The 23818-nt window shown below is 68.6% G+C and carries 26 protein-coding genes, 1 tRNA gene, 1 pseudogene and 1 riboswitch; of the genes and pseudogenes, 16 read left to right on the top strand and 12 right to left on the bottom strand.

Annotation, left to right across the window (positions count from 1 at the left end; translation table 11 throughout):
* Window position 1 precedes the first annotated feature (1 nt).
* The 4 genes from DTO57_RS12065 to DTO57_RS12050 all read left to right on the top strand — a co-directional run bounded on the left by DTO57_RS12065 (window position 2) and on the right by DTO57_RS12050 (window position 3947).
* On the top strand, window positions 2–1579 hold the full coding sequence (locus tag DTO57_RS12065; protein ID WP_114118483.1) for an HNH endonuclease signature motif containing protein: 1578 nt from the start codon (window positions 2–4) through the stop codon (window positions 1577–1579).
* Entirely contained in the window at window positions 1579–2052 is a 474-nt protein-coding gene (gene bcp / locus DTO57_RS12060) for a thioredoxin-dependent thiol peroxidase (RefSeq protein ID WP_114118482.1), read from the top strand. The genes DTO57_RS12065 and bcp overlap by 1 nt, the downstream gene beginning before the upstream one ends.
* Window positions 2053–2089: 37 nt before the next feature.
* Window positions 2090–2578 carry a TetR/AcrR family transcriptional regulator gene (locus tag DTO57_RS14515; protein WP_187346624.1) on the top strand — a complete coding sequence of 163 codons (489 nt, stop codon included), beginning with the start codon at window positions 2090–2092 and terminating at the stop codon, window positions 2576–2578.
* 67 nt (window positions 2579–2645) lie between these two features.
* Complete coding sequence (locus DTO57_RS12050; RefSeq protein ID WP_114118481.1) at window positions 2646–3947, top strand: ABC transporter substrate-binding protein; 1302 nt, start codon at window positions 2646–2648, stop codon at window positions 3945–3947.
* Here DTO57_RS12050 and DTO57_RS12045 read toward each other — a convergent pair.
* Both DTO57_RS12045 and aztA read right to left on the bottom strand, forming a co-directional pair.
* Window positions 3944–4822, bottom strand: a complete 879-nt coding sequence (locus DTO57_RS12045; protein WP_114118480.1) for a J domain-containing protein — start codon at window positions 4820–4822, stop codon at window positions 3944–3946. The two genes, DTO57_RS12050 and DTO57_RS12045, sit on opposite strands and share 4 nt — an antisense overlap.
* Before the next feature lie 29 nt (window positions 4823–4851).
* Complete coding sequence (gene aztA, locus DTO57_RS12040) at window positions 4852–5466, bottom strand: zinc ABC transporter ATP-binding protein AztA (RefSeq protein ID WP_114118479.1); 615 nt, start codon at window positions 5464–5466, stop codon at window positions 4852–4854.
* Window positions 5467–5517: 51 nt separating this feature from the next.
* Between aztA and aztB the strand changes: the two genes are divergently transcribed.
* Genes aztB through DTO57_RS12020 form a run of 4 tightly spaced genes read left to right on the top strand, consistent with a single transcriptional unit; the run spans window position 5518 to window position 9717 of the window.
* Window positions 5518–6390 (top strand): zinc ABC transporter permease AztB, encoded by an 873-nt coding sequence (gene aztB, locus DTO57_RS12035; RefSeq protein ID WP_114118478.1) that lies wholly within the window; start codon window positions 5518–5520, stop codon window positions 6388–6390.
* Window positions 6387–7586, top strand: a complete 1200-nt coding sequence (locus DTO57_RS12030; RefSeq protein ID WP_114118477.1) for an ABC transporter — start codon at window positions 6387–6389, stop codon at window positions 7584–7586. The genes aztB and DTO57_RS12030 overlap by 4 nt, the downstream gene beginning before the upstream one ends.
* Window positions 7583–8470, top strand: coding sequence for a zinc ABC transporter substrate-binding protein AztC (aztC, locus tag DTO57_RS12025; RefSeq protein ID WP_114118476.1), 888 nt, complete (start codon window positions 7583–7585; stop codon window positions 8468–8470). The genes DTO57_RS12030 and aztC overlap by 4 nt, the downstream gene beginning before the upstream one ends.
* A 26-nt stretch (window positions 8471–8496) precedes the next feature.
* Window positions 8497–9717, top strand: coding sequence for a hypothetical protein (locus DTO57_RS12020; RefSeq protein WP_114118475.1), 1221 nt, complete (start codon window positions 8497–8499; stop codon window positions 9715–9717).
* 98 nt (window positions 9718–9815) lie between these two features.
* Here DTO57_RS12020 and DTO57_RS14720 read toward each other — a convergent pair whose 3' ends face one another.
* The 5 genes from DTO57_RS14720 to DTO57_RS11995 all read right to left on the bottom strand — a co-directional run bounded on the left by DTO57_RS14720 (window position 9816) and on the right by DTO57_RS11995 (window position 13239).
* A complete protein-coding gene (locus DTO57_RS14720; RefSeq protein ID WP_229730605.1) occupies window positions 9816–10106 on the bottom strand; it encodes a hypothetical protein in 291 nt (96 codons plus the stop codon).
* Window positions 10107–10146: 40 nt separating this feature from the next.
* On the bottom strand, window positions 10147–10836 hold the full coding sequence (locus DTO57_RS12010) for a nucleotidyltransferase domain-containing protein (RefSeq protein ID WP_114118474.1): 690 nt from the start codon (window positions 10834–10836) through the stop codon (window positions 10147–10149).
* Between the two features lie 189 nt (window positions 10837–11025).
* Complete coding sequence (locus DTO57_RS12005) at window positions 11026–11580, bottom strand: DUF402 domain-containing protein (protein ID WP_114118473.1); 555 nt, start codon at window positions 11578–11580, stop codon at window positions 11026–11028.
* A 161-nt stretch (window positions 11581–11741) separates the two neighbouring features.
* On the bottom strand, window positions 11742–12332 hold the full coding sequence (locus DTO57_RS12000) for an HAD-IA family hydrolase (protein WP_114118472.1): 591 nt from the start codon (window positions 12330–12332) through the stop codon (window positions 11742–11744).
* A 277-nt stretch (window positions 12333–12609) separates the two neighbouring features.
* Complete coding sequence (locus tag DTO57_RS11995) at window positions 12610–13239, bottom strand: DUF998 domain-containing protein (RefSeq protein ID WP_244909104.1); 630 nt, start codon at window positions 13237–13239, stop codon at window positions 12610–12612.
* Window positions 13240–13301: 62 nt separating this feature from the next.
* Between DTO57_RS11995 and DTO57_RS11990 the strand changes: the two genes are divergently transcribed.
* The 5 genes and pseudogenes from DTO57_RS11990 to DTO57_RS11970 all read left to right on the top strand — a co-directional run bounded on the left by DTO57_RS11990 (window position 13302) and on the right by DTO57_RS11970 (window position 17939).
* Complete coding sequence (locus DTO57_RS11990; RefSeq protein WP_051997857.1) at window positions 13302–13931, top strand: TetR/AcrR family transcriptional regulator; 630 nt, start codon at window positions 13302–13304, stop codon at window positions 13929–13931.
* Between the two features lie 136 nt (window positions 13932–14067).
* A pseudogene (locus DTO57_RS11985) lies at window positions 14068–15244 on the top strand (IS3 family transposase).
* Between the two features lie 79 nt (window positions 15245–15323).
* Window positions 15324–15419: riboswitch (TPP riboswitch) on the top strand.
* A gap of 52 nt (window positions 15420–15471) precedes the next feature.
* Window positions 15472–16257, top strand: coding sequence for a 3-oxoacyl-ACP reductase (locus DTO57_RS11980; protein WP_114118471.1), 786 nt, complete (start codon window positions 15472–15474; stop codon window positions 16255–16257).
* A complete protein-coding gene (locus tag DTO57_RS11975; protein ID WP_114118470.1) occupies window positions 16257–17555 on the top strand; it encodes an LLM class flavin-dependent oxidoreductase in 1299 nt (432 codons plus the stop codon). The genes DTO57_RS11980 and DTO57_RS11975 overlap by 1 nt, the downstream gene beginning before the upstream one ends.
* Before the next feature lie 30 nt (window positions 17556–17585).
* The gene (locus tag DTO57_RS11970; RefSeq protein ID WP_114118469.1) at window positions 17586–17939 is read left to right on the top strand and encodes a Fe-S oxidoreductase; all 354 of its coding nucleotides are present in this window, start codon (window positions 17586–17588) and stop codon (window positions 17937–17939) included.
* 51 nt (window positions 17940–17990) lie between these two features.
* Here DTO57_RS11970 and DTO57_RS11965 read toward each other — a convergent pair.
* The 5 genes from DTO57_RS11965 to galU all read right to left on the bottom strand — a co-directional run bounded on the left by DTO57_RS11965 (window position 17991) and on the right by galU (window position 22434).
* A tRNA-Ala gene (locus DTO57_RS11965) sits at window positions 17991–18066 on the bottom strand.
* A 49-nt stretch (window positions 18067–18115) separates the two neighbouring features.
* Window positions 18116–19051, bottom strand: a complete 936-nt coding sequence (locus tag DTO57_RS11960) for a large exoprotein (RefSeq protein WP_114118468.1) — start codon at window positions 19049–19051, stop codon at window positions 18116–18118.
* A 52-nt stretch (window positions 19052–19103) separates the two neighbouring features.
* The gene (gene poxB, locus DTO57_RS11955; RefSeq protein WP_114118467.1) at window positions 19104–20819 is read right to left on the bottom strand and encodes a ubiquinone-dependent pyruvate dehydrogenase; all 1716 of its coding nucleotides are present in this window, start codon (window positions 20817–20819) and stop codon (window positions 19104–19106) included.
* Window positions 20820–20868: 49 nt separating this feature from the next.
* The gene (locus tag DTO57_RS11950; RefSeq protein WP_114118466.1) at window positions 20869–21513 is read right to left on the bottom strand and encodes a GNAT family N-acetyltransferase; all 645 of its coding nucleotides are present in this window, start codon (window positions 21511–21513) and stop codon (window positions 20869–20871) included.
* A 33-nt stretch (window positions 21514–21546) separates the two neighbouring features.
* Window positions 21547–22434, bottom strand: coding sequence for a UTP--glucose-1-phosphate uridylyltransferase GalU (galU, locus tag DTO57_RS11945; protein ID WP_114118465.1), 888 nt, complete (start codon window positions 22432–22434; stop codon window positions 21547–21549).
* A gap of 59 nt (window positions 22435–22493) precedes the next feature.
* Between galU and DTO57_RS11940 the strand changes: the two genes are divergently transcribed.
* From DTO57_RS11940 to mscL, 3 genes are all read left to right on the top strand, one after another.
* Window positions 22494–23063 carry a 5-formyltetrahydrofolate cyclo-ligase gene (locus DTO57_RS11940; RefSeq protein WP_114118464.1) on the top strand — a complete coding sequence of 190 codons (570 nt, stop codon included), beginning with the start codon at window positions 22494–22496 and terminating at the stop codon, window positions 23061–23063.
* 43 nt (window positions 23064–23106) lie between these two features.
* Window positions 23107–23340, top strand: coding sequence for an FmdB family zinc ribbon protein (locus tag DTO57_RS11935; protein ID WP_114118463.1), 234 nt, complete (start codon window positions 23107–23109; stop codon window positions 23338–23340).
* Window positions 23341–23413: 73 nt separating this feature from the next.
* Entirely contained in the window at window positions 23414–23788 is a 375-nt protein-coding gene (gene mscL, locus DTO57_RS11930; protein WP_229730607.1) for a large conductance mechanosensitive channel protein MscL, read from the top strand.
* Window positions 23789–23818: the final 30 nt, after the last annotated feature.

The raw sequence follows: 23818 nt of genomic DNA, 5'->3' as shown, positions 1-23818 counted from the left end.
CATGAACGAGACGTTCGAAGACCAGCTGGCCGGGCTCACGCCCGAGCAGGTCAACGAGGCTGTCGCGATCATGGACGAGCTGGGCGCCGCGCGCGAGGCGATGGCGATCGTCGAGGGGCACGTCGCCGGCCTCCTCGCACAGCTCGGCGCCCTCGCCGACGCGCAGGCCGCGGCGTCGAAGAACTCCCACGCCGGGGCCGACGCCCGCCGCTCGCTCGCGGCGCAGGTGGCGATCGCCCAGGGCGTCGCGCCGGGCGAGGCACGCGCACACTTCGAGCTCGCCGAGCGCCTCCAGGGCGACTACCCCGAGACGCTCGCGGCCCTGCAGGAGGGGTCGTTCTCGCTCCGCCACGCCGAGCAGGTCGTGCGCGCGGGTGCGGGGCTCGACGCCGACGCCCGCGCCGAGCTCGACCGCACCGCCGTCGAGCTCGCGCCCGGCCGCACGTCGCGGCAGCTCGGGCGCCTCCTCACGAAGCGGGCCGTCGATCTCGATGAGCGTACGTTCCGCGAGCGCCACGCGGCCGAGCGCGCCCGCCGTCACGTGTACATCCGCGACGAGGGCGAGGGCATGAGCACGCTCATGGTCTACGGGCCCACGCTCGAGATCCGCGCGGCATACGACATCCTGAGCAAGCGGGCGGGCGAGATCCGTAACGACCGCCTGCGTGCGCGCCGCATCTACGAGAACGCGCACGGCCACCTGCCCGAGCAGGGGTGGACGGCCCCGGTCTCGGGCGCCGTCGACACGACGGACGCGTTCACGATCGCCGCGAGCGACGTGCGCTCGCTCGGTCAGATCCGCACCGATCTCCTGCTCGACACGCTCCTCACCGCCGAGCCGACGGGCCACCAACTGCTCGCCTCCGGCACCGGCGAATCGCTCTCGAGCGTGCAGGCCACGGTTCACGTCACGATCCCGGTGGCGCAGCTCATCGACCCGAACATCGGGGCGGGGTGGATGGACGACGGCACGCTCGTTCCGCCCGACACGCTCCGGATCCTCGCTGGCAACAGCCCCGGCTGGGAACGGATCTTCTTCCGAGAAGACGACGGATCCATCGAGAAGGTCGACCACTACCGAGCAACCGCCTGGCAGCGCCGCATCGTCGGCGCGCGCGACATGACCTGCCGCGTGCCCGGGTGCGACGTGCCCTCGCGCTCGTGCGACATCGACCACGGCCTCGCCTATAGCGAGGGCGGCGAGACCCACACCGGCAACCTCGAATCTCTCTGCCCCGCCCACCACCAGATGAAGCACCAGGCGGGCTGGAAGGTGCGGCAGGTGGCGGGCGGCGTCATCGAGTTCACGACTCCGCTGGGCCACGTCGTCACCGACGAACCGATGAGCCGCGTGTTCTTCCAAGACTCCGCCGCGTGCGAGGCCGAGCAGGTGCTCCTCGAGGCCGAGCACGCCGAGGAAGACCTCCGGCGGGCCGCCGATGAGCTCGACGAAGACCGGCTCGACGTCCTCCGCCGCGAGGCCGAGCAGCTTCGCGCCGAGCGCCGCGAGGCCGCGGCCGAATACGACGAGATGATGGCGGCGGCCCCTCTCCCAGACCGCGCCGATAGGCTGATCTGATGACTTCCACGCGCCTCGAACCCGGTACCGCAGCCCCCGACTTCACGCTCCTGAACCAAGACGGCGAGACCGTGAAGCTCAGCGACTTCCGCGGCCAGAAGGTGGTTCTGTACTTCTACCCCGCCGCCATGACGCCGGGCTGCACGACCGAGGCATGCGACTTCCGCGACTCGCTCGCCTCGCTCCAGGGCGCCGGATACGCCGTCGTCGGCATCTCGCGCGACGAGCCCGCGAAGCTCAAGAAGTTCGCCGAGCGCGACGGCCTCACCTTCCCGCTCCTGAGCGATCCCGATGCCGAGGTGCACCGCGCCTACGCGACCTGGGGCGAGAAGATGAACTACGGCAAGGTCATCGAGGGCGTCATCCGCTCGACCTTCGTGATCGACGAGGCGGGCACCATCACGCTCCCGAAGTACAACGTCAAGGCGACCGGCCACGTCGCCCGCCTGCGCCGCGAGCTCGGCCTCGACTAATTTGCCTGGCGGGTAAACACCTGTTTACTCTGGAGGGATGACCTCTCCCGACTCGGATCCGATCGTCCGCGCCGCCGTGCTGCGCTTCGCCGTCGAGGGATTCGAGGCACCGTTGCGCGGCATCGGCGCCGACGCGGGGGTCTCCGCGGCGCTCATCATGAAGCGCTTCGGATCCAAGGAGGGCCTGCGCGAGGCGACCGACGCGTTCGTGCGCGAATGGATCCGCGACGTGCGAAGCGACATGCGTGCCGACACCCTCGCGGGCGACGCCAGCGCCGACTTCCTCGCGCGCCTCGCGACGCACGACGAGCACGCGGCACTCGTGATCTACCTCGTGCACTCGATCCTCGAGGGTAGCGACCTCGGCCGCGACCTCATCGAGGAGCTCGTCGCGGACGCGGGCGACACCCCGCGCTACAAGGTTATCGACGGGGTCGGCGGCTTCTTCCTCACGATGCTGCTGCGCGGCGACGACCCCACCGACCTGCCGACGCTCGCGCGCCGATTCCTCGCCGAGCGCGCGTAGATTTCTCCCCGCGCGCGCGCACAAAACGACTTCCGCCGGAAACCGATTTCCCGCTACACTTCCTGGCATGACTGCTTCGAAGAAGAACATCACGCGGCTGGGCGCGCTCGCGCTCGCGGCGATCACCGTCGGCACGCTCGCGGGTTGCTCGAGCGACAGCGCCCCGGCAGAGCTGAGCGACGGCCCCGTCACAATCGGCTTCACCTTCTGGGGCGGCGACGCCCGCGTACAGGACACGACCGAGGTGATCGCGGCCTTCGAAGCGAAATACGACAACATCACGGTCGACGTGCAATCGGCCGACTGGACGGGCTACTGGGATCAGCTCGCGACCCAGACCGCGGCCGGCGAGATGCCCGACCTCGTGCAGATGAGCGACCTCTACGTCTCGTCCTACGCCGACCGCGGCACGCTGCGCGACCTCGAGGAGCTCGACATCGACACCTCGAAGATCGACCCCGCCGTGCTCGACCTCGGCCGCGTCGGCGGCACGCTCTACGGCCTCACGCAGGGCACCGGCATGTACGCGCTCGTCGCGAACGTCGACCTGTTCAACGAGTACGGCGTCGAGCTTCCCGACGACGACACCTGGACGTGGGACGACTACGCCGCGACCGCGCAGGAACTCAGCGAGAAGAGCGGCGGCGCGATCACCGGGTCCGACCAGACCGGCGGCTTCGACGTGCACGGCCTGCGGTACTGGATCCGCTCGGCCGGCGGCGAGCTCTTCGACGACGAGGGCAACGTGGCGATGGATCCGCAGGCGCTCGCCGACATGTGGCAGTTCGAGCTCGACCTGCAGGCATCGGGCGGCATGCTCTCGTCGTCGGCGATCACCGAGAGCTTCAACGCGGGCATCTCGGGCAACGCCCTCGCCTCGAAGCAGGTGGCCCTCGGCGTCGCGACCGATAACCAGCTCACGGCCCTGCAGGAGTCGACCGGATCCGAGCTGCGCCTGCTGAAGCTGCCCGAACCCGAAGGCGTGCACCCCGCCTTCTTCGGCCCGACGATGTACTGGAGCGTCGCGACGACGAGCGAGCACCCCGCCGAGGCGGCCCTGCTCGCCGACTTCCTCGCGAACAGCCTCGAGGCGGGCCAGATCATCCAGACCGAGCGCGGCCTGCCCGCCAACAGCGAGGTGCGCGACGCGATCTCGGCCGACCTCCCCGAGGCCGCGCAGGCCGCGATCGACTTCGAGGCCTCGGTCGAGACGGGCGAGGCGCCGCTCGTCGCCCCGAACGGTGCCTCGACGCTCGAGACGATCCTGCAGCGCTACACGCAGGAGGTACTGGCCGGCCAGTCGGCACCGCTCGATGCCGCCGAGGCCTTCGCCGCCGAGCTCCAGTCCGAGATCGACAACGCGCGTTAGCGCACCCGCACGGCGGCCGCGAGGCGCGTTCGCACGTCGAAGACCTCGTTACCGCCGACGGGGCGCGCGCCGGGGATCCCCTGGCGCAGCGCGATCGAGAGCGCGCTCCGGCGAACGGCCGCGACGAGGATCCCGCGCGCCTCGCCGAGCACGATCGCCGGCTCGCCGAGGTCGTCGTCGGGGAGGATCAAGATCGCGCCGCCGAAACGCACGCGCGCGGCCCGCGCCACGGCCCGCGCTCGGCGCACGAGGTCGTCGACGGGCGTCTGCCCCGAGGTTCCGGATCCGATCGGCTCGCCGCCGCGGAAGCGCACGGGCCCGCCGAAGTCTTCGGACGTGAGCGCGTAGAGCCCTGTCGGCCCGAGCACGACGTGGTCGAGCACCTCGTCACCGAGGTCGATGCCGTGCCAGGCGGTGAAGCCGATGCCCATCTGATCGATCGCCGCCGCGGTGGCCTCCTCAGCGAGCGCGTCGGCGAGCAGGCGGCGCTGATCCCACGGCGCCTCGCGCACGATGCGCGACGAGTACACGTCGGCGTCGCCCGCCCACTCCCCGACCATGCGGGCGTAGAGCTCGCGCCGCCACCCGCCGGCCGTGCCGAAGCTCTTCGCCCCGAGGCGGGATCCGCGCCGGGCGCGCTCGCGCCTCGCCCAGCTCGTCTCGCCCGCGCCGCGGTCGTAGGCGGCGCGCGCGGCCGCGGATCCGAGCAGCTCCCACGCCTGCTGCACCTGGATGAACTCGGCCGCGTCTCCCCCGACGTCGGGGTGGGTGTGCCGGGCCCTCCCGCGGTACGCGCGGCGGATCTCGTCGTCGGTCGCGGAGGGCGCGACGCCGAGGACCTCATACGGCGAGGCCGAGAGGGGGCTCGTGAACATCCCTCCAGGATCCCACAGCCCCGCGGTGCCTACGCGACGCGGCGCCCGTCGACGAGGTGCACGAGGTCGTCGGACGCGTCGACGTCTTCCTCGTCGTGTGTGACCCAGCCGATGGCCCTGCCGGCGGCGGCCTCGGCGGCGAGGATCTCGCGCGTGCGCTGGCGGCTGCGCACGTCGAGGCCGGCGGCGGGCTCGTCGAGGAGCAGGATCTCGGCGTCGCGGGCGATCCCCTGGGCGATGAGGGCGCGCTGGCGCTGACCGCCCGAGAGGGAGTGGAGCGAGCGCTCGGCGAGGTGGTCGAGCCCCACGCGGTCGAGCGCGGCCTCGACTGCTGAGACCACCTCGCGGCGCGGCCGGCGCTTCCCCCACGTCCCCATCGCGACGGTCTCGCGCACCGTGAGCGGCAGCGCCTGAGGGATCTTGGGGCGCTGCACGACGAGGGCGACCTCGCCGGCGCGCGAAACGCCTCCCCGGGACGGCTCGCGGACCCCGGCGAGGAGCTCGATGAGGGTGGATTTGCCGGCGCCGTTGGGGCCGATAATCGCCGTGACACGCCCGGGCAGGAGCGCGGCGTCGACGCCGTGGAGCACCTCCGCCCCGGCGTAGGAATAGCAGAGATCGGTGGCGGAGAGCACGACAGACATGCCTCCACTGTAATTGATAACCGTTACCGTTTACGTATAGGCTCGTTTCTCGTGTCTTGGCTTGTCTCCCCCTTCTCCGCAGATTTCATGGTTCGCGCGCTGCTCGGCGGCCTGCTGATCGCCGCCATCTGCGCGGTCGTCGGAACCTGGGTCGTCGTGCGCGGCATGGCGTTCCTCGGCGAGGCGATCGGCCACGGCATGCTGCCCGGCGTCGCGATCGCGACCCTCGTCGGCGTTCCCCCGATCATCGGCGCCGCCGTCAGCGCCGCCGCGATGAGCGGGGCGATCGGCATGCTGCAGCGCCGGGGCAAGCTCTCGTACGACACGAGCATCGGCCTGCTGTTCGTCGGCATGCTCTCGCTCGGCGTCATCATCGTGTCGCACTCCGGGAGCTTCGCGACCGACGCGACCGTCATGCTCTTCGGCGACGTGCTCGCTGTCTCGTGGCTCGACCTCGCAACGCTACTCGCCGCCCTCGTCGTCACCCTCGTGCTCGCGGCGCTGCTGCACCGCGCGTTCGTCGCGGCGGCGTTCGACGACCGCATCGCGACGACGCTCGGCCTGCGCCCGCGCCTCGCGCACATCGCCCTCACGGCCCTCGTGACCCTCGCCGTCGTCGCCTCGTACCAGGCCGTCGGCACCCTGCTCGTCGTCGGCATGCTCATCGCCCCCGCGGTCGCCGCGGGCCGCTGGACCCGGTCGATCGTCTCGACCATGATCCTCGCCGCCGCCTTCGGCATGGTCTCGGTCGTGGTGGGCCTGCTCGTGTCGTGGCACGCCGCGACCGCCGCGGGCCCCTCGATCGCCGGATCCGCCATCGCCCTCACGGCGCTCTCGGCCGCCGCGGCGAGCGCCGTGCAGCGATCCGCCTCGCGCACCCACGCACTCGAATCCCGTACCCCCGTTCCGGAAAGCGTTTCATGATCCGTCGTTCCCTGATCGCCGCGACCGCGGCCATCACCCTTCTCACCGGATGCGCCGCGGAGGCGCCTGCCAACCAGCCCGCGCCGAGCGCGGATCCCGCCGTCGAACCCGAGGCCACCGAGTCGGGGCACGGTGCCCGCGCCGGCGCCGAGGAGATCGGCGAGCCGCAGAACGGCATCCTCACGATCTCCGCCAGCGGCGAGGCCAGCCTCATCGACCTCGTGTCGGAGGAAGAGACCTCGATCGGTCAGATCGGCGCCCCCGAGGCGCTCGCCAGCGAGGGCCGCTACGGCTTCGTCACCACCGCCTCCGGCATCGACATCGTCGACGGCGGCGCCTGGAGCTGGGACCACGGCGACCACTTCCACTTCTACCGCACGACGCCGTCGGTGCGCGGCTCGGTCGAGGGCTCCGGCCCCGTCTCGATCACGCCGCCGCAGCTCTCGACCCAGGGCGCCACCGGCATGTTCTTCGCCGACGGCACCGCCGTCGCCCTCGACATGGCCGCCCTCGACGAGGGCGAGGTATCGGAGTGGTTCCGCATCGACACGGGCGAGGATTCGGGTGTCGTCGCCCCCGCGGGCGATCACGCAATCGTCGCGGCCGGGTCCGAGGCCCGCGTCTACGACGCCAGCGGCGAGCCGCAGGGCGACGCGGTCGCCTGCGAGGATCCGTCGGGCGCGATCGCGACCCGCGTCGGCACCGTAATCGGGTGCGCCGACGGGGCGCTGCTCGCGACGAGCGATTCCGGATCCGTGAGCATGGAGATGATCGAGGCGCCCGAGGGCTTCGAGCGCGCGACCGCCTTCGACGGCCGCAAGGGCCGCCCGACGGTGTCTGCACTCTCGGGCGAGAACGGCTTCTGGCTGCTCGACACCCGCGCGAAGGCCTGGACGCACGTCGACGTCGACGCGACGCTGCGCACCGTCATCGCGGCCGACGACAACGACGACAACGTGCTCGCGATCGACGACGAGGGCGTGTTGCACGTGTACGGGCCCGACGGATCCGAGCGCGGGGCCACCGAGCCCATCGCCGATGAGGCGTCGACGCTCGTCGTCGACATCCAGCGCGCGTACCTGACCGCGCCCGAGTCGGGCCTCGTCTACGAGATCGACTACCGCGACGGCGCGCGCATCGCCCGCGAGCTCGCACCCGCGGCGGGCCTCGCCGTCGGCACGGAGGTCGGCCGATGAGGGCCGCCGGAGCGGGCCTCGCCGCCCTCGCGGTCCTCGGCCTCGCGGGCTGCGGCGCCGACGCCTCGGGCGGCGAGAAGCCCCAGATCGTCGTCACGACGAACATCCTCGGCGACGTGACGCGCCAGCTCGTCGGCAATGTCGCCGAGGTGACGACCCTCATGAAGCCGAACGCGGATCCGCACTCGTTCGAGATCTCGGCGCAGGAGGCCGCGAAGCTGCAGAGCGCCGACCTCGTCGTCTCGAGCGGGCTCGGGCTCGAGGAGGGCGTCGAGCAGCACCTCGAGGCCGCGGGCGCCGCCGGCGTCGACCGGTTCGTCGCCGCCGACCACATCGACGTCCTGCCCTACACCGGGGAGGCGAGCGGGCCGGATCCGCACTTCTGGACAGACCCCGCCCGCATGGTCGACGTCGTGGCGGCGCTCGGCGACGAGCTCGACTCGCTCGGCATCGAGAGCGAGGCCGACGCGTACCTCGCGGAGCTCGACGAGCTCGACGCCGAGATGACGGCCGAGTTCGCGACGATCCCCGCCGAACACCGCGCGCTCATCACGAACCACCACGTGTTCGGCTACCTCGCCGACCGCTTCGGGTTCGAGCTCATCGGCGCCGCGATCCCGGGCGGATCCACGCTTGCGTCGCCCTCCGCGGCCGACCTCGCCGAGCTGGTGAGCGCGATCGAATCGAGCGGCGTTCCGGCGATCTTCGCGGAGTCGTCGCAGCCCGACCGCCTCATGCAGGTCTTGAGCTCGGAGGCCGATATCGACGTCGACGTCGTCGAGCTCTTCACCGAATCCCTCACCGCCGAAGGCGGCGGTGCCGATACCTATCTCGCCATGATGCGTTCGAACACCGAGCGCATTACCGAGGGCCTGAGCCCGTGATCCGGGCTCCCTTTCGAAAGGAAAACATGTCCATCAAGCAACGACTCCTCGCAGGCAGCGCACTCACAGCCATCGCTCTGCTCGCCGCGGGCTGCGCGTCCGACGGGGCCGCCGAGCCCGCCGCGTCCGAGCCCGCATCCTCCTCCACCTCCGCCGCCACCGCGGCAGACGTCGCCCCAGGATCGCGGGTCGCCGTCTCGCTCGAGGGCGAGGTGGCCGTCCTCGACGCCGCCACGCTGCAGATCATCGAGACGTTTCCGACGGAGGACTTCACCCGCGTGAACGCCGTGGGCGACGGCCGCAACGTCTTTGTGACGACCTCCGAGGGCTTCCAGGTTCTCGACACCGCCGAGCCCGCCCTCACCGACACGCTCTTTCCCGCCGACGCGGCCGGCCACGTCGTGCGCCACGCGGGCAAGACCGTGCTGTTCTCGGACGGCTGGGGCGAGACGACCATCCTCGACACCGACGCGCTCATCGAATCGAACGGCGCCCTGCCCGAGATTCAGCAGTACGAGGCACCCGACGCCCACCACGGCGTCTCGATCGTGCTGAGCGACGGCACGCTCGTCACCTCCGTCGGCACGACCGACTCGCGCTCGGGCGCCATCGCGCTCGAGCCGCACGACGACCATTACCACGAGCTCACCAGCTCGAACGAGTGCCCCGCGATCCACGGCGAGGGCACCGCTGCCGGCGAGGTCGCCATCTTCGGCTGCGAGAACGGCGCCCTCATGTTCAAGGACGGCGAGTTCATCAAGCTGTCGGCGCCGGACGAGTTCGGCCGCATGGGCAACGCCTACGTGTCGGAGGAGAGCCCGATCGCGATCGGCGACTACAAGAACGACCCCGACTACGAGGGCTACCTGCTGAACAACATCGCCGTCATCGACACCGAGGCCGAGACCTACGACGTCGTGAACCTCGGCGACGTCGAGTTCACGTGGCGCGGCGCGGGCCGCGGCCCCGACGGACTGTTCTACATGCTCGCGACCGATGGATCGATCCACGAGTTCGACCCGGCCACGTCGGAGTTCACGGGCGAGGTCTTCCCCGTCATCGGCGAGTGGGAGGGACCGGACGACTGGCAGACGCCCCACCCCGGCATGATCACCGTGGGTGACATCGCCTACGTCGTCGACGTCGAGAACCAGCGCCTCGTGTCGGTCGACCTGACTACGGGCGAGATCATCACCGAGGGCGAGGAGCTCTCGTCGTTCCCGAACGAGGTCGCGGTCAACCTCTAAGCTGACGCACGAAAGGGGGGGTGAGTGTCTCGTTACGGACACCCACCCCACTTTTTGTTTATGACTTGCAGCGATAAGTGTCGTGGTTCCCGCGTCGATTATCGTCCGATGAGGAGTGCTTCTTGGGCGGCGTCGACGGCCTCGGGGATGAGGTGCGTCTGCTTGTTGATGTCGGGTATGCGGTTGAAGAAGCAGATCGCCGAGTTGGAGAAGGCGAACGAGATCCTCCGGTCAGCGAGCATGTTGTTCGCGACCGAGCTCGGCCGCCCCTCGTAGAGATGATCGCGTTCGTCGACAAGATGCGTGGTCGTTTCGGGGTCGAGCTCGTGTGCCGTGTGATGCGGCAGGCCGAGGTGGGGTTCCTTACCCCCCCGCGGATACCGGGCCACGAAAGCGCGTTCGGCGTCGGCGCGGCAGCAGCGCGATGAGCTATCGATGGAAGCCCTCCTGAACGCGACCTCCAGCACGGTCGAGTTCGATCTCGATCTGAGTCGCAAAACGATCGTGCTGACTCTCCGTTAGGGGAGTGGCCAAAGCGGAAGCGCGATCTGGATCGAACTCTGTGAGCCGTCGCGGGAGGTACTTGCCCGCGCCGATCCAACGCGAGTTCGAGAGCAGTATGAGTTCAGCCGTTTTCTCGTAGAGGAGGGCCGCAAGTATGTGACGTTCAACCGGGTCGGTTGCGTCACGATAGTCATCCAGCAAGTCCGTTATGACGTAACGACGGAACGTTGCTTCCGCAGGGTCAAGGCTCGGCCCAGCCGCGTATTTAGAAGACCACTCGTGTTTGTACCTCTCGTGTTCGGTTGCGCCACGGACAGCGATCCCATCAATAAGCATCTGGACAATCACTGGTCGATGCTGTTCGAACCCGCGGTTCGCCCAGACCGTGAAGCCCGCTTCGGTATACGCGAAGACCTCAAAGATCTCGTCCTCGAAGCGGTACGTCGCCGCCAGGCTCGTGCGGTCGTCGGCGAAGATCTCTTCACCGAGAAGGAGAAGGTCGATGTCGCTGGTCGAGGTCCTCGTTCCGCGAGCCGTGCTTCCCGCGAGCAGCGCGACACTCGCGTGCGGAAAGTGATGTGAGACGAAGCGTTCGACGATAGCGAGATAACTCATGAGATAAGAGCATAGGAGCTGGGCTCAAAGCCGCGTCACACCGCTTATGCTTCCGCCGGAAACGATCGTTTCTGGAGGGTCGGGGCAAAAGTCCGTGCGCTGACCCCGCAAACGCCCGCCATAACCGCCAGCTATCACCGGCTTCCGGCAGGCTGCGATTGCACGAGTCCGTGACTGGGGCCGCCGCCCTCAACCTGGCATAACTGCGGCCGCCTCCAAATGGTCTAACCACGCGTCGGCTGTCGGGCCGTCGAACGGCGATACGTGAGCACGCAATCGACGCTCCAAGGAGATCGCGAGCGTTTCGAGATGGGAGATGACGTCGAGCGGATACTTGTACCGGCACTGGTTCTCCAGCCACTCATCGCCGTCATCGATGTAGATTCCACGGTCGTCGAACCGTTGAACGACATCAAGGTCCATGTCGATACCGGTCACCAGCCCGGAGTGCTCCCATCGAAGAGCATGTGCGAGATCGACATATACGCCGAGTGCCCGCGGGTGCCGCCGGTTGAAGGTCACCGTATGATCGGCATGCCCAACCGGGAGCAACGTGACGGCAATATTCTCCGCCGTGTACTCTGCCCCCGGGCGCGTGTACCTCCACCCGGTTTTCTTCCCAAGCCAATCACCGCGGTCATCCGAACCAAGATAGACACACTGCCCACCCCAGTGCAGAGAGCCATCCCACTTGCGCCATTGCATGCGGACGATCGTTCCGGGGGTCGGACGCTGCACATTCATGAAAAGAGCCTATGGGTGACGGTCGTGCCCGTTGCGTCTCCGATTCAAGAGTCGCTTCCGGCAGGCGCCAGCGCGCGGCACGTTCGTTCTGCCGGAAACGATCGTTATCGGCAGGTGCTCAAACATCACCTTCTACGCCGAATGGGTGTGAGCCGTGTTGCTCAAACTGCGACGCCCTCGGCGATGAGCCGAGTTCGAAGGCCTTCGACGCCCTCGAACAAATGGGTGCGCATCGAGAGACTGGCAGCACCGGAACGATTCGATGCAGAGTCATCTGTGAAGAAGATCTCGCCTGGTCCCACGTCAAGTGCATCCAAGACGTGTCTGAAGGCACGCACATCTGGCTTCGTGAAGCCGATGTCCGCCGAGTTGAAGATCGCATCAAACCTCTTCGCAATGCCCATCGCAGCGACCTCCGCGGGGATGGTGTCCGTACCGTTCGTGAGCACTGCCGTTCGAAGACCAAGGCTGCGCACCTTGTCGGCCAACTCCAAGACGGCGACGTCTAGGGCTGCAGGTTGGACTCCCCACTCGTCAGCAGCCTGGACGCTACCGGCACGGTCACCGACCTGTCGGATCCACTCGGCTCTGGAGATCCGACCAGTGGTTACCGCTTCAATCAATGGTTTCGCGAAAGCGATGCCTTCGAGAGACCCGGGAGCCAGCCCGTGTCTGAGCTCTATGCCGGTCGTGTAATCCCGATCGAAGTGACGAATGACGCCGTCGAGGTCGAACAGCACGACGCGAATCATGCGGCAATTATTCCACTGGTTGCAAGACCATAACGTCGACCGGCTGTCAATCAACCCAACCTCCACCAAAAACGCCTGCCGATTCGTGGTTGCGACGAGCGTTAACGGCACCCCTGTCGTGTGACTTCGTCCGCTCATTGGCGGGGATCTTCCGACGCTTGATGGCGGCCCCGTCGTTGTGGCTCCGGAGCGATGGCTGCGGGACGGCGTCCCGCAAGACGATCGCCAACACGTAGCGGGAACGGTGAGCCCCCTTCTGTTTTGGACCGACGATCTGTCAGCAGGCGCTGGTTGAAGCCTTATCGCGAACTCCGCGGCTTGTCATGAGAGCTACACCGGCAAGGGCCGTCCAGAGGCTAAGCGTGTCAAAGGAGATCCGTTCGGCGCCGCCGAGCCCCAACCAAGGCACCTCGGCCCCCTCCAGCGCCGCGAGGAACGCTGCGAACCCGACTATTGACACCACCAAGGCCACAATTGTGAGCTGGCGGAAGCGCCCCGGCCCAGCAGCTGCGGCGAGCATGCCCATTGCCAGCCACTGTGCGACCGCTTGGCCGAGTGCGGCACTATCGTGCGCCCCGGGATATATGTCCCACGGCGCCAGGCCGACGATCGAGACCAAGAGCCCGGTCAGCGCCATCAAGATCATCCCAGCTCGACCTGAGCGGCTGTCCCACCAGCCGTACATCAAGATCGCGCCGATCATGATCAGCACACCGGATGCGGCCATGCCGGCGTTGAACAGCGGATGCCATGGAGAGCAAACGTCGCGCACCTGCTGGCCCTGTTCGGAGAATTGCCCACAACCGACGACCCCGAGGTCGCTGATGGCGTTGTGCGTCACCGAGTACCCCTGGGGCCACCGCCGCGCGACCAGCAGCTGCACAGGGAATATCACAGCGCTGGCCATCCAAGCCACGGCTCCGGCGCGGTATCGATTCACTACGTCCCCCTCATGTACCATACGAACGTATGGATACCGTAGCAATGACCGGAAGTGGCCGCAACTCCGTCCGGGAGCTGGTGATGGACGCTGTCGTGCAAGTGCTGGTCCGTGACGGTCTTGACGGCCTGTCAGTGCGGCGAGTGGCTGCTGAGGCAGGTGTCTCTATTGGTGCCGTTCAGTATCATTTCGCCACCAAGGATGCTCTGTTGGTCGCCGCCGCCAATCACGTAACCGCCCAGTTCAAGTCGCGTGCTGAAGAGTTGACCCATCGGGTGCTGGCCGAGGAGGGGGCAGCTGCTGCATTCCTCGCCTTCTGTCAACTCCTGGCCAACGCGATTGAGGCTCCCGATGGAGAGGCCGGGGACACTAACGCCACGATCGTCTGGTTGTGGTTCGCAGCGAAGGCTACGCAGTGTGGCGCCGTCGCCGATGCCTTTGCTGCCGGATGGTCACTGACAGAGAACTACCTGCGCGGCCTCATCGCCGACCTCTTCCCACAGCTCGACGCGGCCGAGGAAGCCGGGCATCTGCTCGCCGTCCTCGACGGTCTCGCAGTCGCTCGAGCCTCCGAGCCCGACCGGATGCCGCCGCACCGCGCCGCCACCATCGTCCGTCGCCACTTCGCCCACCTGAGCGGCGGAGATCCGGCCAGTTGACCGAGAGGTGGCGTGCATCCCACATGGGGAACCCTCACCGGACACTACCGCTGCTTATCGGGAGGAGGGGCGTGAGGAACGAATCGGTGACAACTGATCGTTAGTGCCGGGAGGCGCTGGCGGGGAGGATGTCATCATGCCCGGTCCCTATCCCAGAGAGTGCCGCGAGGACGTTGTCGCGGTCGCTCGTAGCCGTGAGAGCGGCGTCACCATCAAACAGATCGCCACTGACTTCGGTATCAGCGAAGCAACGTTGCAGAACTGGCTCCGCCAAGCTGACGTCGAGGAAGGCAACCGTCCTGGCCAGACCGCCGCGGACGCGGCTGAGACCCGTGAGCTGAAGAAGCGAATCCGGCTGCTCGAGCAGGAGAACGAGGTGCTCCGGAGGGCGGCGGCGTATCTGTCGCAGGCGAACCTGAAACTCGGTGGCTCCCCAAAATGACGTACCCGCTCGTTGCTGAGCTCGCCGACGCGGGGATCCCCGTGACGGTGTCGTGCCGGGTCCTCACGCTCGCCCGCCAGCCCTACTATCGCTGGCGAAACGACCCGGTGCGGGATGCCGATGTGCTCCGCGCGTATCGGATCAACGCGCTGCACGACGCGCACCACGACGACCCGACGTCCGGCTATCGATACCTCGCCGACGAAGCGCGGCGGGCGGGGTGGCGGATGAGTCGGCGGACGGCGTGGAAGCTGTGCTCGCAGGCCGGGATTCTCTCGTCCGCGCAGCGCCGACGGCGCGGGAAGGGCAAGAAGGCCGGCCCGCCCGTGTTCGACGATCACGTGCAACGAGTGTTCCGCGCAGACGCGCCGAATCGGCTCTGGCTCACGGATATCACGGAGCATTGGACGAGCGAAGGCACGCTCTACTGTTGCGCGATCAAGGATGCCACTCCAACCGGATCGTGGGGTACTCGATCAGCGACCGGATGACCGCGAAGCTCGCCGTCGATGCCGTCCGCAACGCCGTCGCCCGCCGCGGTGAGATCGCCGGGTGCATCCTGCACGCCGACAGGGGCAGCCAGTTCCGCAGTCGTGCCATGGCCCGCGAGCTACGCCGCCACGACATGGTCGGATCGATGGGCCGTGTCGGCGCCGCCGGGGACAACCCGGCCATGGAGTCGTTCTGGTCGCTCGTGCAGACCAACGTCCTCAACCAGCAGCGCTGGACAACACGGCAGGAGCTGCGTCTCGCGATCGTCGTCTGGATCGAGCGGAAGTACCACCGCCAGCGCGCCCAGGACACCCTCGGCGGGTTGACTCCCATCGAGTTCGAAGCCAAGCTAGCCGAGCCGCTCACACTCGCGGCCTAAACCGAACCTGTCACCAGTTCGTTCCTCACGCCAACCGCCAAGACGACCGCGCTGCGGGTCGAACCGCGCTAGGCTTGCGGGCAGTGACACGGGGTGCCGCGGAAAGCGGCTGAGACTACACCCGTCGAACCTGATCCAGTTAGTACTGGCGAAGGGATTGTCCGGCTCGCTATGCGCCTTCTTGGTGTGGTGCGGCCTTCCTTCGCCGTAGAAGGAAAGGCACGCGCATGACCACCACCACCCGCACCATTCCGGCGATCGCCGACCAGATCGTCCTCGTCACGGGCGGCGCCCGCGGGCTCGGCCGCGCCATCACCGAGGCGTTCCTGCGCGAGGGCGCCCGCGTCGTCATCGACTACGTCACGAGCGCCGACGCCGCCGCCGAGATCGTCGCCGCCCACCCGGGCCGCGCGGTCGCGGTGCGGGGCGACGTGCGCGACCGCGCCCAGGTCGAGGCGCTCTTCGCTGCCGGTCGCGAGGCGTTCGGCGCGCCCGTCACGACCGTGGTCAACAACGCGCTCGCCGATTTCTCGTTCAACGGCGACGCCCGCGCGAAGGCCGACGAGATCGACTTCCCCGCCTTCGCGGGCCAGTTCGCGAGCGCCGTGCAGGGCGCGCTCCACACCGTCCAGGCCGCCCTCCCCGGTTTCGACGAGGCCGGATCCGGTCGCGTGATCAACGTCGGCACGAACCTATTCCAGTACCCCGTCGTGCCGTACCACGACTACACCGCCGCGAAGGCGGCGCTGCTGTCGCTCACGCGCACCTTCTCGGCCGACCTCGGCCCGCGCGGCGTCACCGTCAACATGGTGAGCGGCGGCCTGCTGCGCACGACCGACGCGAGCGCCGCGACGCCCGACGCGGTCTTCGACGCGATCGCGGCCGGCACACCGCTCCTCTCGGTCACGACGCCCGCCGAGTTCGCCGACGCCATCTTGTTCTTCGCCTCGCCGTGGTCGCGCGCGATCACGGGACAAAACCTCGTCGTCGACGGCGGGCTGGTCAAGGACTAATGCCCCGGCATGTTCGGCTGAACCTCTTCGCCCACGCGGTCGGCCACCACTCCGCCGCGTGGCGGGTGCCCGGATCCGGCGTCGATCGCCTCGGCGACATTGCCTACTGGGAGTCGCTCGCGCGGACGGCCGAGCGCGGCAAGCTCGACGCGATCTTCCTCGCCGACGGGCAGTCGCTCTCGATCGACGCCGCCCGGCGCGGGCCCGTCTGGCACCTCGAGCCGATCACGGTATTGACCGCGATCGCCCGCGCGACCGAACGGGTCGGGCTCGTCACGACGGTGTCGAGCACGTTCTGGGATCCGTTCCACGCAGCCCGCCTGCTCGCGAGCCTCGACCACATCTCGCGGGGCAGGGCGGGCATCAACGTCGTCACCTCGATGACCGACGAGGAGGCGCGGAACCACAGCATGCCCGCCCTCCCCGGGCACGACGAGCGCTACGCGACGGCGCACGAGTTCATCGAGATCGTGCAGGGTCTCTGGGATTCGTGGCCCCTCGAGGCGATCACCGCCGACCCGCGGGGCGCGTACGTCGACGCCTCGAGGCTGCGGCCCATCGATCACCGCGGTGCAAGCTTCGAGGTCGCGGGGCCGCTCAACGTGCCGCGCACCCCGCAGGGGCGCCCCGTGCTGTTCCAGGCGGGAGCCTCGGAGCCGGGGCGCGACCTCGCGGCGCGATACGCCGAGGGGATCTACGCCGTCGCGTGGGACCTCGAGTCGGCCCTCGCCTACCGCGCCGACATCCGCTCGCGCGCGGGCGCCGCCGGCCGCGACCCCGACGGCATCGCCGTCATGCCGGGGCTCGTCACTTACCTCGCCTCGAGCGAGGCCGAGGCGAGGCGGAAGCAGCGCGAGCTCAACGAGCGGCTCCCCGTGGCCGACGCCCTCCAACAGCTGTCGTCCTTCGTCGGCACCGACACCTCGGGGTGGGACCTCGATGCGCCGGTGCCGCCCCTCCCGCCGCTCGAAGAGTTCACGGGGCCGAAGGGCCGGTACGCCACGGTGCTGCGGATCATCGAGAGCAGGCGCCCCACGGTGCGGGAGCTGCTCGGTTACCTCGCCGCCGGTGGCGGTCACGCGACCTTCGTCGGCACGCCGGAATCGGTCGCCGACGAGATCGAACGCTGGGTCGACGCCGGCGCGGCCGACGGCTTCAACCTCATGCCGCCCACCCTGCCCGGCGGCATCGACGACATCGTCGACCACCTCGTCCCCGTACTACAGGCCCGCGGCCGCTTCCGCCGCGAATACGACACGACAACGCTCCGCGGACACCTCGGGCTGCCGACGGTGTAAGCATGGGAGTGGCGTAACAAGGGAGACGACGTGGGCATCAGGCAGGCCGGTTTTGTCATCGCGACGGCGTTCGGATTCGTCTGGGGCGGGATCTGGAGCACGGGACGCGTCGAGAGGCACGGCGAGCTCTTCGTCTTTCGGGGCATGCCCCGCTGGACGCATGCGCGAGGCGGCGTCTGCATCGGCCGCTGCTACCTCACGCATGCGTCCCGCGAGAGCCCGCGCGTCATCGCCCACGAGCTCGTGCACGTGCGCCAATGGCGCCGCTACGGCCTGCTCCTGCCGGTGCTCTACGCGCTCGCCGGGCGGGATCCGCTCCGCAACCGCTTCGAGATCGAGGCAGGGCTCGAAGACGGGGGCTACGCCAGTCGCGCGAAAGACTAGTCGGACAAAAGACTAAAGGGCCGGTCAGAATCCTGACCGGCCCTTCGGTTTTGGTGGAGCTAAGGGGATTCGAACCCCTGACCTCTTCATTGCGAACGAAGCGCGCTACCAACTGCGCCATAGCCCCTTACAACTCGATCTACATTACCGGTCGAGCCTGCAAATGAAAAATCGGGCTAGCCCGCGGCGCGTCGCGCGAGCATCTCGCGCACCTGGCGCTCGATCTCGGCGTCTTCCTCGCGGTGCTCGTCGAGCGAGATCGGGCGCGGCTGGCTCGCGGCGAGGCGCTGGCGGGCGGCCTCCTCGCGGGCGGCCTGCTCGAGCTTCTCGCGCGCACCCGCGGCGGCCACCTCGTCGGCGGCCCGGGATCCGGCGGTCGCCGTGAGCGGCGCCGGCAGGCGGCGCGGCACCCAGCCGCGGTCGGTGGGGTTGAGGAGAACGGGCTCGGGGCGCTCGCGCGCCTCCTGCACCGCGACGGGGGCCGTCATCGGGGCACGGCGCGCGCGCTCGGCGACGGCGGCCATGCGGCGAAGCGCGAGCATGCCGAGGGCCGTCACGACGACGCCGACCGCGAGCCACGCCCACACGCCCGTGGCGATGGCCTGCCAGGTCCCCAGCCCGATCGCGACGAGGCCGGCGATCGTCGTCGCGGTCGCGGCGAGCCGCCCCCGGCGACGGGCCGTCTGCAGCCGCACTCGCGGATCCCTCTTGAGAGCCTCGATCTCGCGCTTGCGCTCCTCGGCCTCGAGGGCCCGGGTGAGGCGGGCCGCCTCGGCGTCGCGCCTCGTGCGCTCGAGCTTTTCCTCGTTCTCCTCGCGGCGGCGCTCGGTCTCGGCGCGCTCGTACTCCTCGCGCAGGCGCGCGTCTTCGGCCTCGAGCTTCTTCACGAGGCGCTGCTGGCGCGCGACCTCGCGGGTCGAGAGCTGGATCCGCACATCATCGGACGCCTCGCTCGACTCGGCGAGCACGCGGAGCGCCTGGTTGAGGCGCACCGCGTTGCGCTCGGCGGCGTTATCGCGCACCCGGGCGTACCAGGTCGGCAAGAGGTAGATTAGCCACAGCAGCACGACAACTAGAGCGATAACACCGCCACCGAGAATCTGCCCACCCATGCGATAAACGGTAGGCCATCAGGCCTAAACGGAGCCCGTCCGCACGGCGTGTCTAGAACAACTGCCGCAGATTGGTCTTCGCGAGGTCGATCAGCTCGTCGCCCTTACCGGAAAGCACCGTGCGGATCGCGTAGAGCGCGAAGCCCTTCGCCTGCTCCATCGTGATGGTCGGCGGCATCGAGAGCTCCTGGCGCTCGGTCGTCACGTCGAGCACCGCGGGGCCGTCGTGGGCGAGGAACTCCTCGACCGCGGCCGGAAGGTCGGCCGATTTCTCGACGCGGATGCCCTTGATGCCGACCGCCTCGGCAACCTTCGAGAAGTCGGGGTTCTCGAGGCCCGTGCCGAAGGTCACGAAGCCCGCCGCCTTCATCTCGAGCTCGACGAAGTTCAGCGACGCGTTGTCGAACACGACGACCTTCGCGTTCAGGCCGTTCTGCGTGAGCGTGATGAGCTCGCCGAGCAGCATCGCGAGCCCGCCATCGCCCGCGAGCGCGATCACCTGGCGCGACGGATCCTGCGCCTGCGCGCCGACCGCCTGCGAGAGCGCGTTCGCCATGGATCCGTGGGTGAAGGATCCGATGAGCCGGCGGCGGCCGTTCATCGTGAGGTAGCGCGCGGCCCAGACGGTGGGCGATCCCACGTCGGGGATGAAGATCGCGTTGTCGTCGGCGTGGTCGTTGATGAGCTTCGCGAGGTACTGCGGGTGGATCGTGCGCTTCGACGGCGTCGCGAGCGAGTCGAGGTCCTTCCGCGCGCGGCGGTAGTGCTTCACCGCGGCGTCGAGGTGGCCGCTGTCCTTGTCCTCGGTCAGCCGCGGCAGCAGCGCCTCGACGGTCTCGGCCGTGCCGCCCACGAGCCCGACGTCGACGTGCGTGCGGCGGCCGATCTGCTCGCCGCGGATGTCGACCTGGATGACCTTCGCGTTCTCGGGATAGAACTGCTGGTACGGGAAGTCGGTGCCGAGCATCAGCAGCGCGTCGCACTCGCGCATGGCCGCGTAGCCCGACGAGAAGCCGATGAGGCCCGTCATACCCACGTCGAAGGGGTTGTCGTACTCGACGAACTCCTTGCCGCGCAGGGCGTGCACGACGGGCGCCTGCAGGCGGTCGGCGATCGCGATGAGCTCGTCGTGCGCGCCTTCAACGCCCGCTCCCGCGAGGATCGTGACCTTCTTCGCGCTGTTCAGGATCTCGGCGGCGCTCTCGAGCTGCGACTCGGCGGGGATGACGCGCGAGGCGTATCCGCGCACCTCCTCGATCTGCGACTCGACGTCGGCGAGCGCGATGTCGCCCGGGATCACGAGCACGGCGACGCCGCGCTTCTCGATTGCCTCGCGCATCGCGATGCGCAGCATGCGCGGCATCTGCGCGGCGTTCGACACGTACTCGGCGTAGACGCTGCACTCGCGGAAGAGCTCCTGCGGGTGGGTTTCCTGGAAGTACCCGGATCCGATCTCGTCGCTCGGGATGTGGGCCGCGATCGCGAGGACGGGCACGCGCGAGCGCTGCGCGTCGAAGAGGCCGTTGATGAGGTGCAGGTTGCCGGGGCCGCAGGATCCGGCGCACACCGCGATCTCGCCCGTGAGGGCCGCCTCGGCCCCCGCGGCGAACGCCGCCGCCTCCTCGTGGCGCACGTGCACCCACTCGATGCCCGACGTCACCCGCAGCGCGTCGGTGAAGCCGTTGAGCGAGTCGCCCGGCAGGCCGTAGACGCGTTTCACCCCACTCGCGAGAAGAGAATCGACGATGTTCTTAGCGAGCGTGGGCATGAGGTGAATCCCTTCTGCAAGGCGGCGCGGATGTGCGCTACGCCCGAGCCTACGCCGGTTCGGTGCCCGTCGGGCCAACCGGAATCGAACCCGGCACGGATCCCATTCCCTCGGGCACCTGCCCGCGGATCCAGCGTTGCAACACGCCCTGCGGCACGTCCTCGCGCGTCAGCGCGAAGGCGTGGTGATCGCGCCACTCGCCGTCGATGTGGATGTACCGCACGCGGTAGCCCTCGTAGCGGAAGCCGAGCTTCTCGACGACGCGCAGGCTCGGCGCGTTCTCGGGGCGGATGCAGATCTCCATGCGGTGCAGGCGCAGGCTGCGGAAGCACAGGTCGGTCGCGAGCGCGACGGAGGTGGGCGTGATGCCCTTGCCCGCGAACCTCTCGTCGATCCAGTACCCGATCGTGCCCGACGACATCGAGCCGCGCGAGATGCCCCACACGTTCAGCTGCCCGGCGATCTCGCCGTTGTATTCCATGACGAACGGTACGCCGCTGCCGTCGCGGTACTGCTGCAGGAGCCGGCGGATCGCGCCGCGCATCTCCATCGGCACGGCGCCGTCGGGGTTCGTCGCCTCCCATGGCACGAGCCACGAGCGGTTATCGATCAGCGACTGCTGCAGGGGGCGGGCGTCCCGGGAACGAATAAGCCGGATGGACACCGCCCCGTGCGAGGCGTAGGGCGTGTCCATCCGGCTCTCCTTATCGTCTGGTGACGGGCAGGATTACAGCGTAGCGGCGAAGTCCTTGATCCACGGACGCAGGTCCGGGCCGAGGTCCTCGCGGTCGCTCGCGAGCTGCAGGATCGCCTTGATGTAGTCGAGCTTGTCGCCCGTGTCGTAGCGACGGCCGCGGAAGATCACGCCGTAGACGTCGACGTTGTCGTCGTCGGTCGCGACCTCCTTGAGGGCGTCGGTCAGCTGGATCTCGTTGCCCTTGCCCGGCTGCGTGTGCTCGAGCACGTCGAAGATCTCGGGGGTGAGCAGGTAGCGGCCGATGATGGCGAGGTTCGAGGGGGCCTCTTCCTTCGCCGGCTTCTCGACGAGGTCGAGGATCTTCACGACGTCGGGGTCGTCGGTCGCCTCGACCGAGGCGCAGCCGTACATGCTGATCTGCTCGGGGTCGACCTCCATGAGGGCGATGACCATGGCCTTCTTCTGCTCGTTGACCTCGATCATCTTCGGCAGCAGCGGGTCGCGCTCGTCGATGAGGTCGTCGCCGAGCATGACGGCGAAGGGGCTGTCGCCCACGTGCGACTTCGCACGGAAGACGGCGTGGCCGAGGCCCTTGGGCTCGCCCTGGCGCAGCATGTGGATGTCGGCCAGCGAACTCGAGTGCTGCACGTGACCGAGCTTGCGGTCATCGCCCTTCTCCGTGAGCTTGCCCTCGAGCTCGGGCATCGCGTCGAAGTGGTTCGCAATCGCGTTCTTGTTGCGGCCGATGATCATCAGCACATCGCGGATGCCGGCAGCGACGGCCTCTTCCACCACGTACTGAATGGCGGGCTTGTCGACGACGGGAAGCATTTCCTTCGGCGTCGCCTTCGTCGCGGGCAGGAAGCGGGTACCGAGACCCGCAACCGGCATAACGGCTTTGATCTTCGCAGGTTCCATCCGAACACCATAAGCGACTCAGGTGGGAATTCCTGACTTTGTCCACTTAGCCTGAACGGATGGACGGCGAAAAGAACGAACTGCGCCAGCGGATCCGTTCCTCGCGGGCCGCGCGCGGCCCCCGTGAGCGGGCGGCGGCGGACGCCGCGATCGCCGCGCGAGGCATCGCCCTCGCGGAGCGCGCGGGCGCCCGCACGCTCGCGTGCTACCTCTCCGGATCCGCCGAGCCGCCCACGCGCGCCCTCATCGACGCGGCGACCTCCCGTGGGATCCGGGTGTTGCTCCCCGTGATCCGCCCGGGCCGCGTGCTCGAGTGGGCCGAGCACGACGGATCCGAGCGCCAGGCCCGGCTCGGCGTGCCCGAGACGGCCGCGACCCCGCTCGGCGAGGGCGCGCTCGCGGAGGCCGACCTCATCCTCGCGCCCGCCTGCGCCGTCGACGAGCGCGGCTTCCGACTCGGCTGGGGCGGCGGGTTCTACGACCGCGCGCTCGCGGGCGCGGGATCCGGGATCCCCGCATACGCGGTGCTTTATGATTCTGATGTGGTCGCGCGCGTGCCTCACGAGGCTCACGATGTTGCCGTAACCGGCGTCATTACGCCGACCCGCACGCTGACATTCGACCGGTGAGACGCGACGACATCGCGAACCGGTGCATCCGGGAGGCCCTTCTATGCCCACGTACGCCTACGCCTGTAAGAACTGCGGGCACGCTTTCGATGCCGTGCAGTCGTTCAGCGACGCGGCCCTGACCGAGTGCCCCGAGTGTGGCGGCGAGCTGCGCAAGCGCTACGGCACCGTCGGCGTGACGTTCAACGGATCCGGCTTCTACCGCACCGACTCGCGCGCGCCTTCTGGCGCTGGGGCCTCGCCTGCGGCATCATCGTCTTCGTCGGCTTCCAGCTGACGGCTCCGGCCGGATAAGCCGGCGGACCGATTCTCGAAGGGGGACCATGTTCCAGGGATTCAAAGAATTCGTCATGCGCGGCAATGTCATCGAACTGGCCGTCGCGGTCGTCATCGGTGGCGCGTTCGGTGCGATTGTTACCGCCGCAGTTGACTCGATCATCAACCCGCTGATCGGCGCCTTCGTGCCGTCGGGTGACCTCGCTGGCTGGACCATCACGATCCCCGGCCTCGTCGACGACGCTCAGCTCGGAATTGGTGCATTCATCTCGGCGCTGATCAACTTCATCGTCATCGCCGCGGTCGTGTACTTCGCGCTCGTCATGCCGATGAACAAGCTCGCCGAGCGCCGCGCCCGCGGCCAGGTCGCCGAGGACGTTCCCCCGACGCAGGAAGAGCTCCTCGCGCAGATCCGCGACCTGCTCGCCGCGCAGAAGAACACGCCGTAAGGCAGACACAAAAAATGCCGCTCCCTCGGG

Origin of the sequence: Microbacterium sorbitolivorans (assembly GCF_003327285.1) — a bacterium.
In the GTDB taxonomy this organism is placed as follows: Bacteria; Actinomycetota; Actinomycetes; order Actinomycetales; family Microbacteriaceae; genus Microbacterium; species Microbacterium sorbitolivorans.
This window is presented reverse-complemented; position numbering and strand designations above follow the sequence as displayed.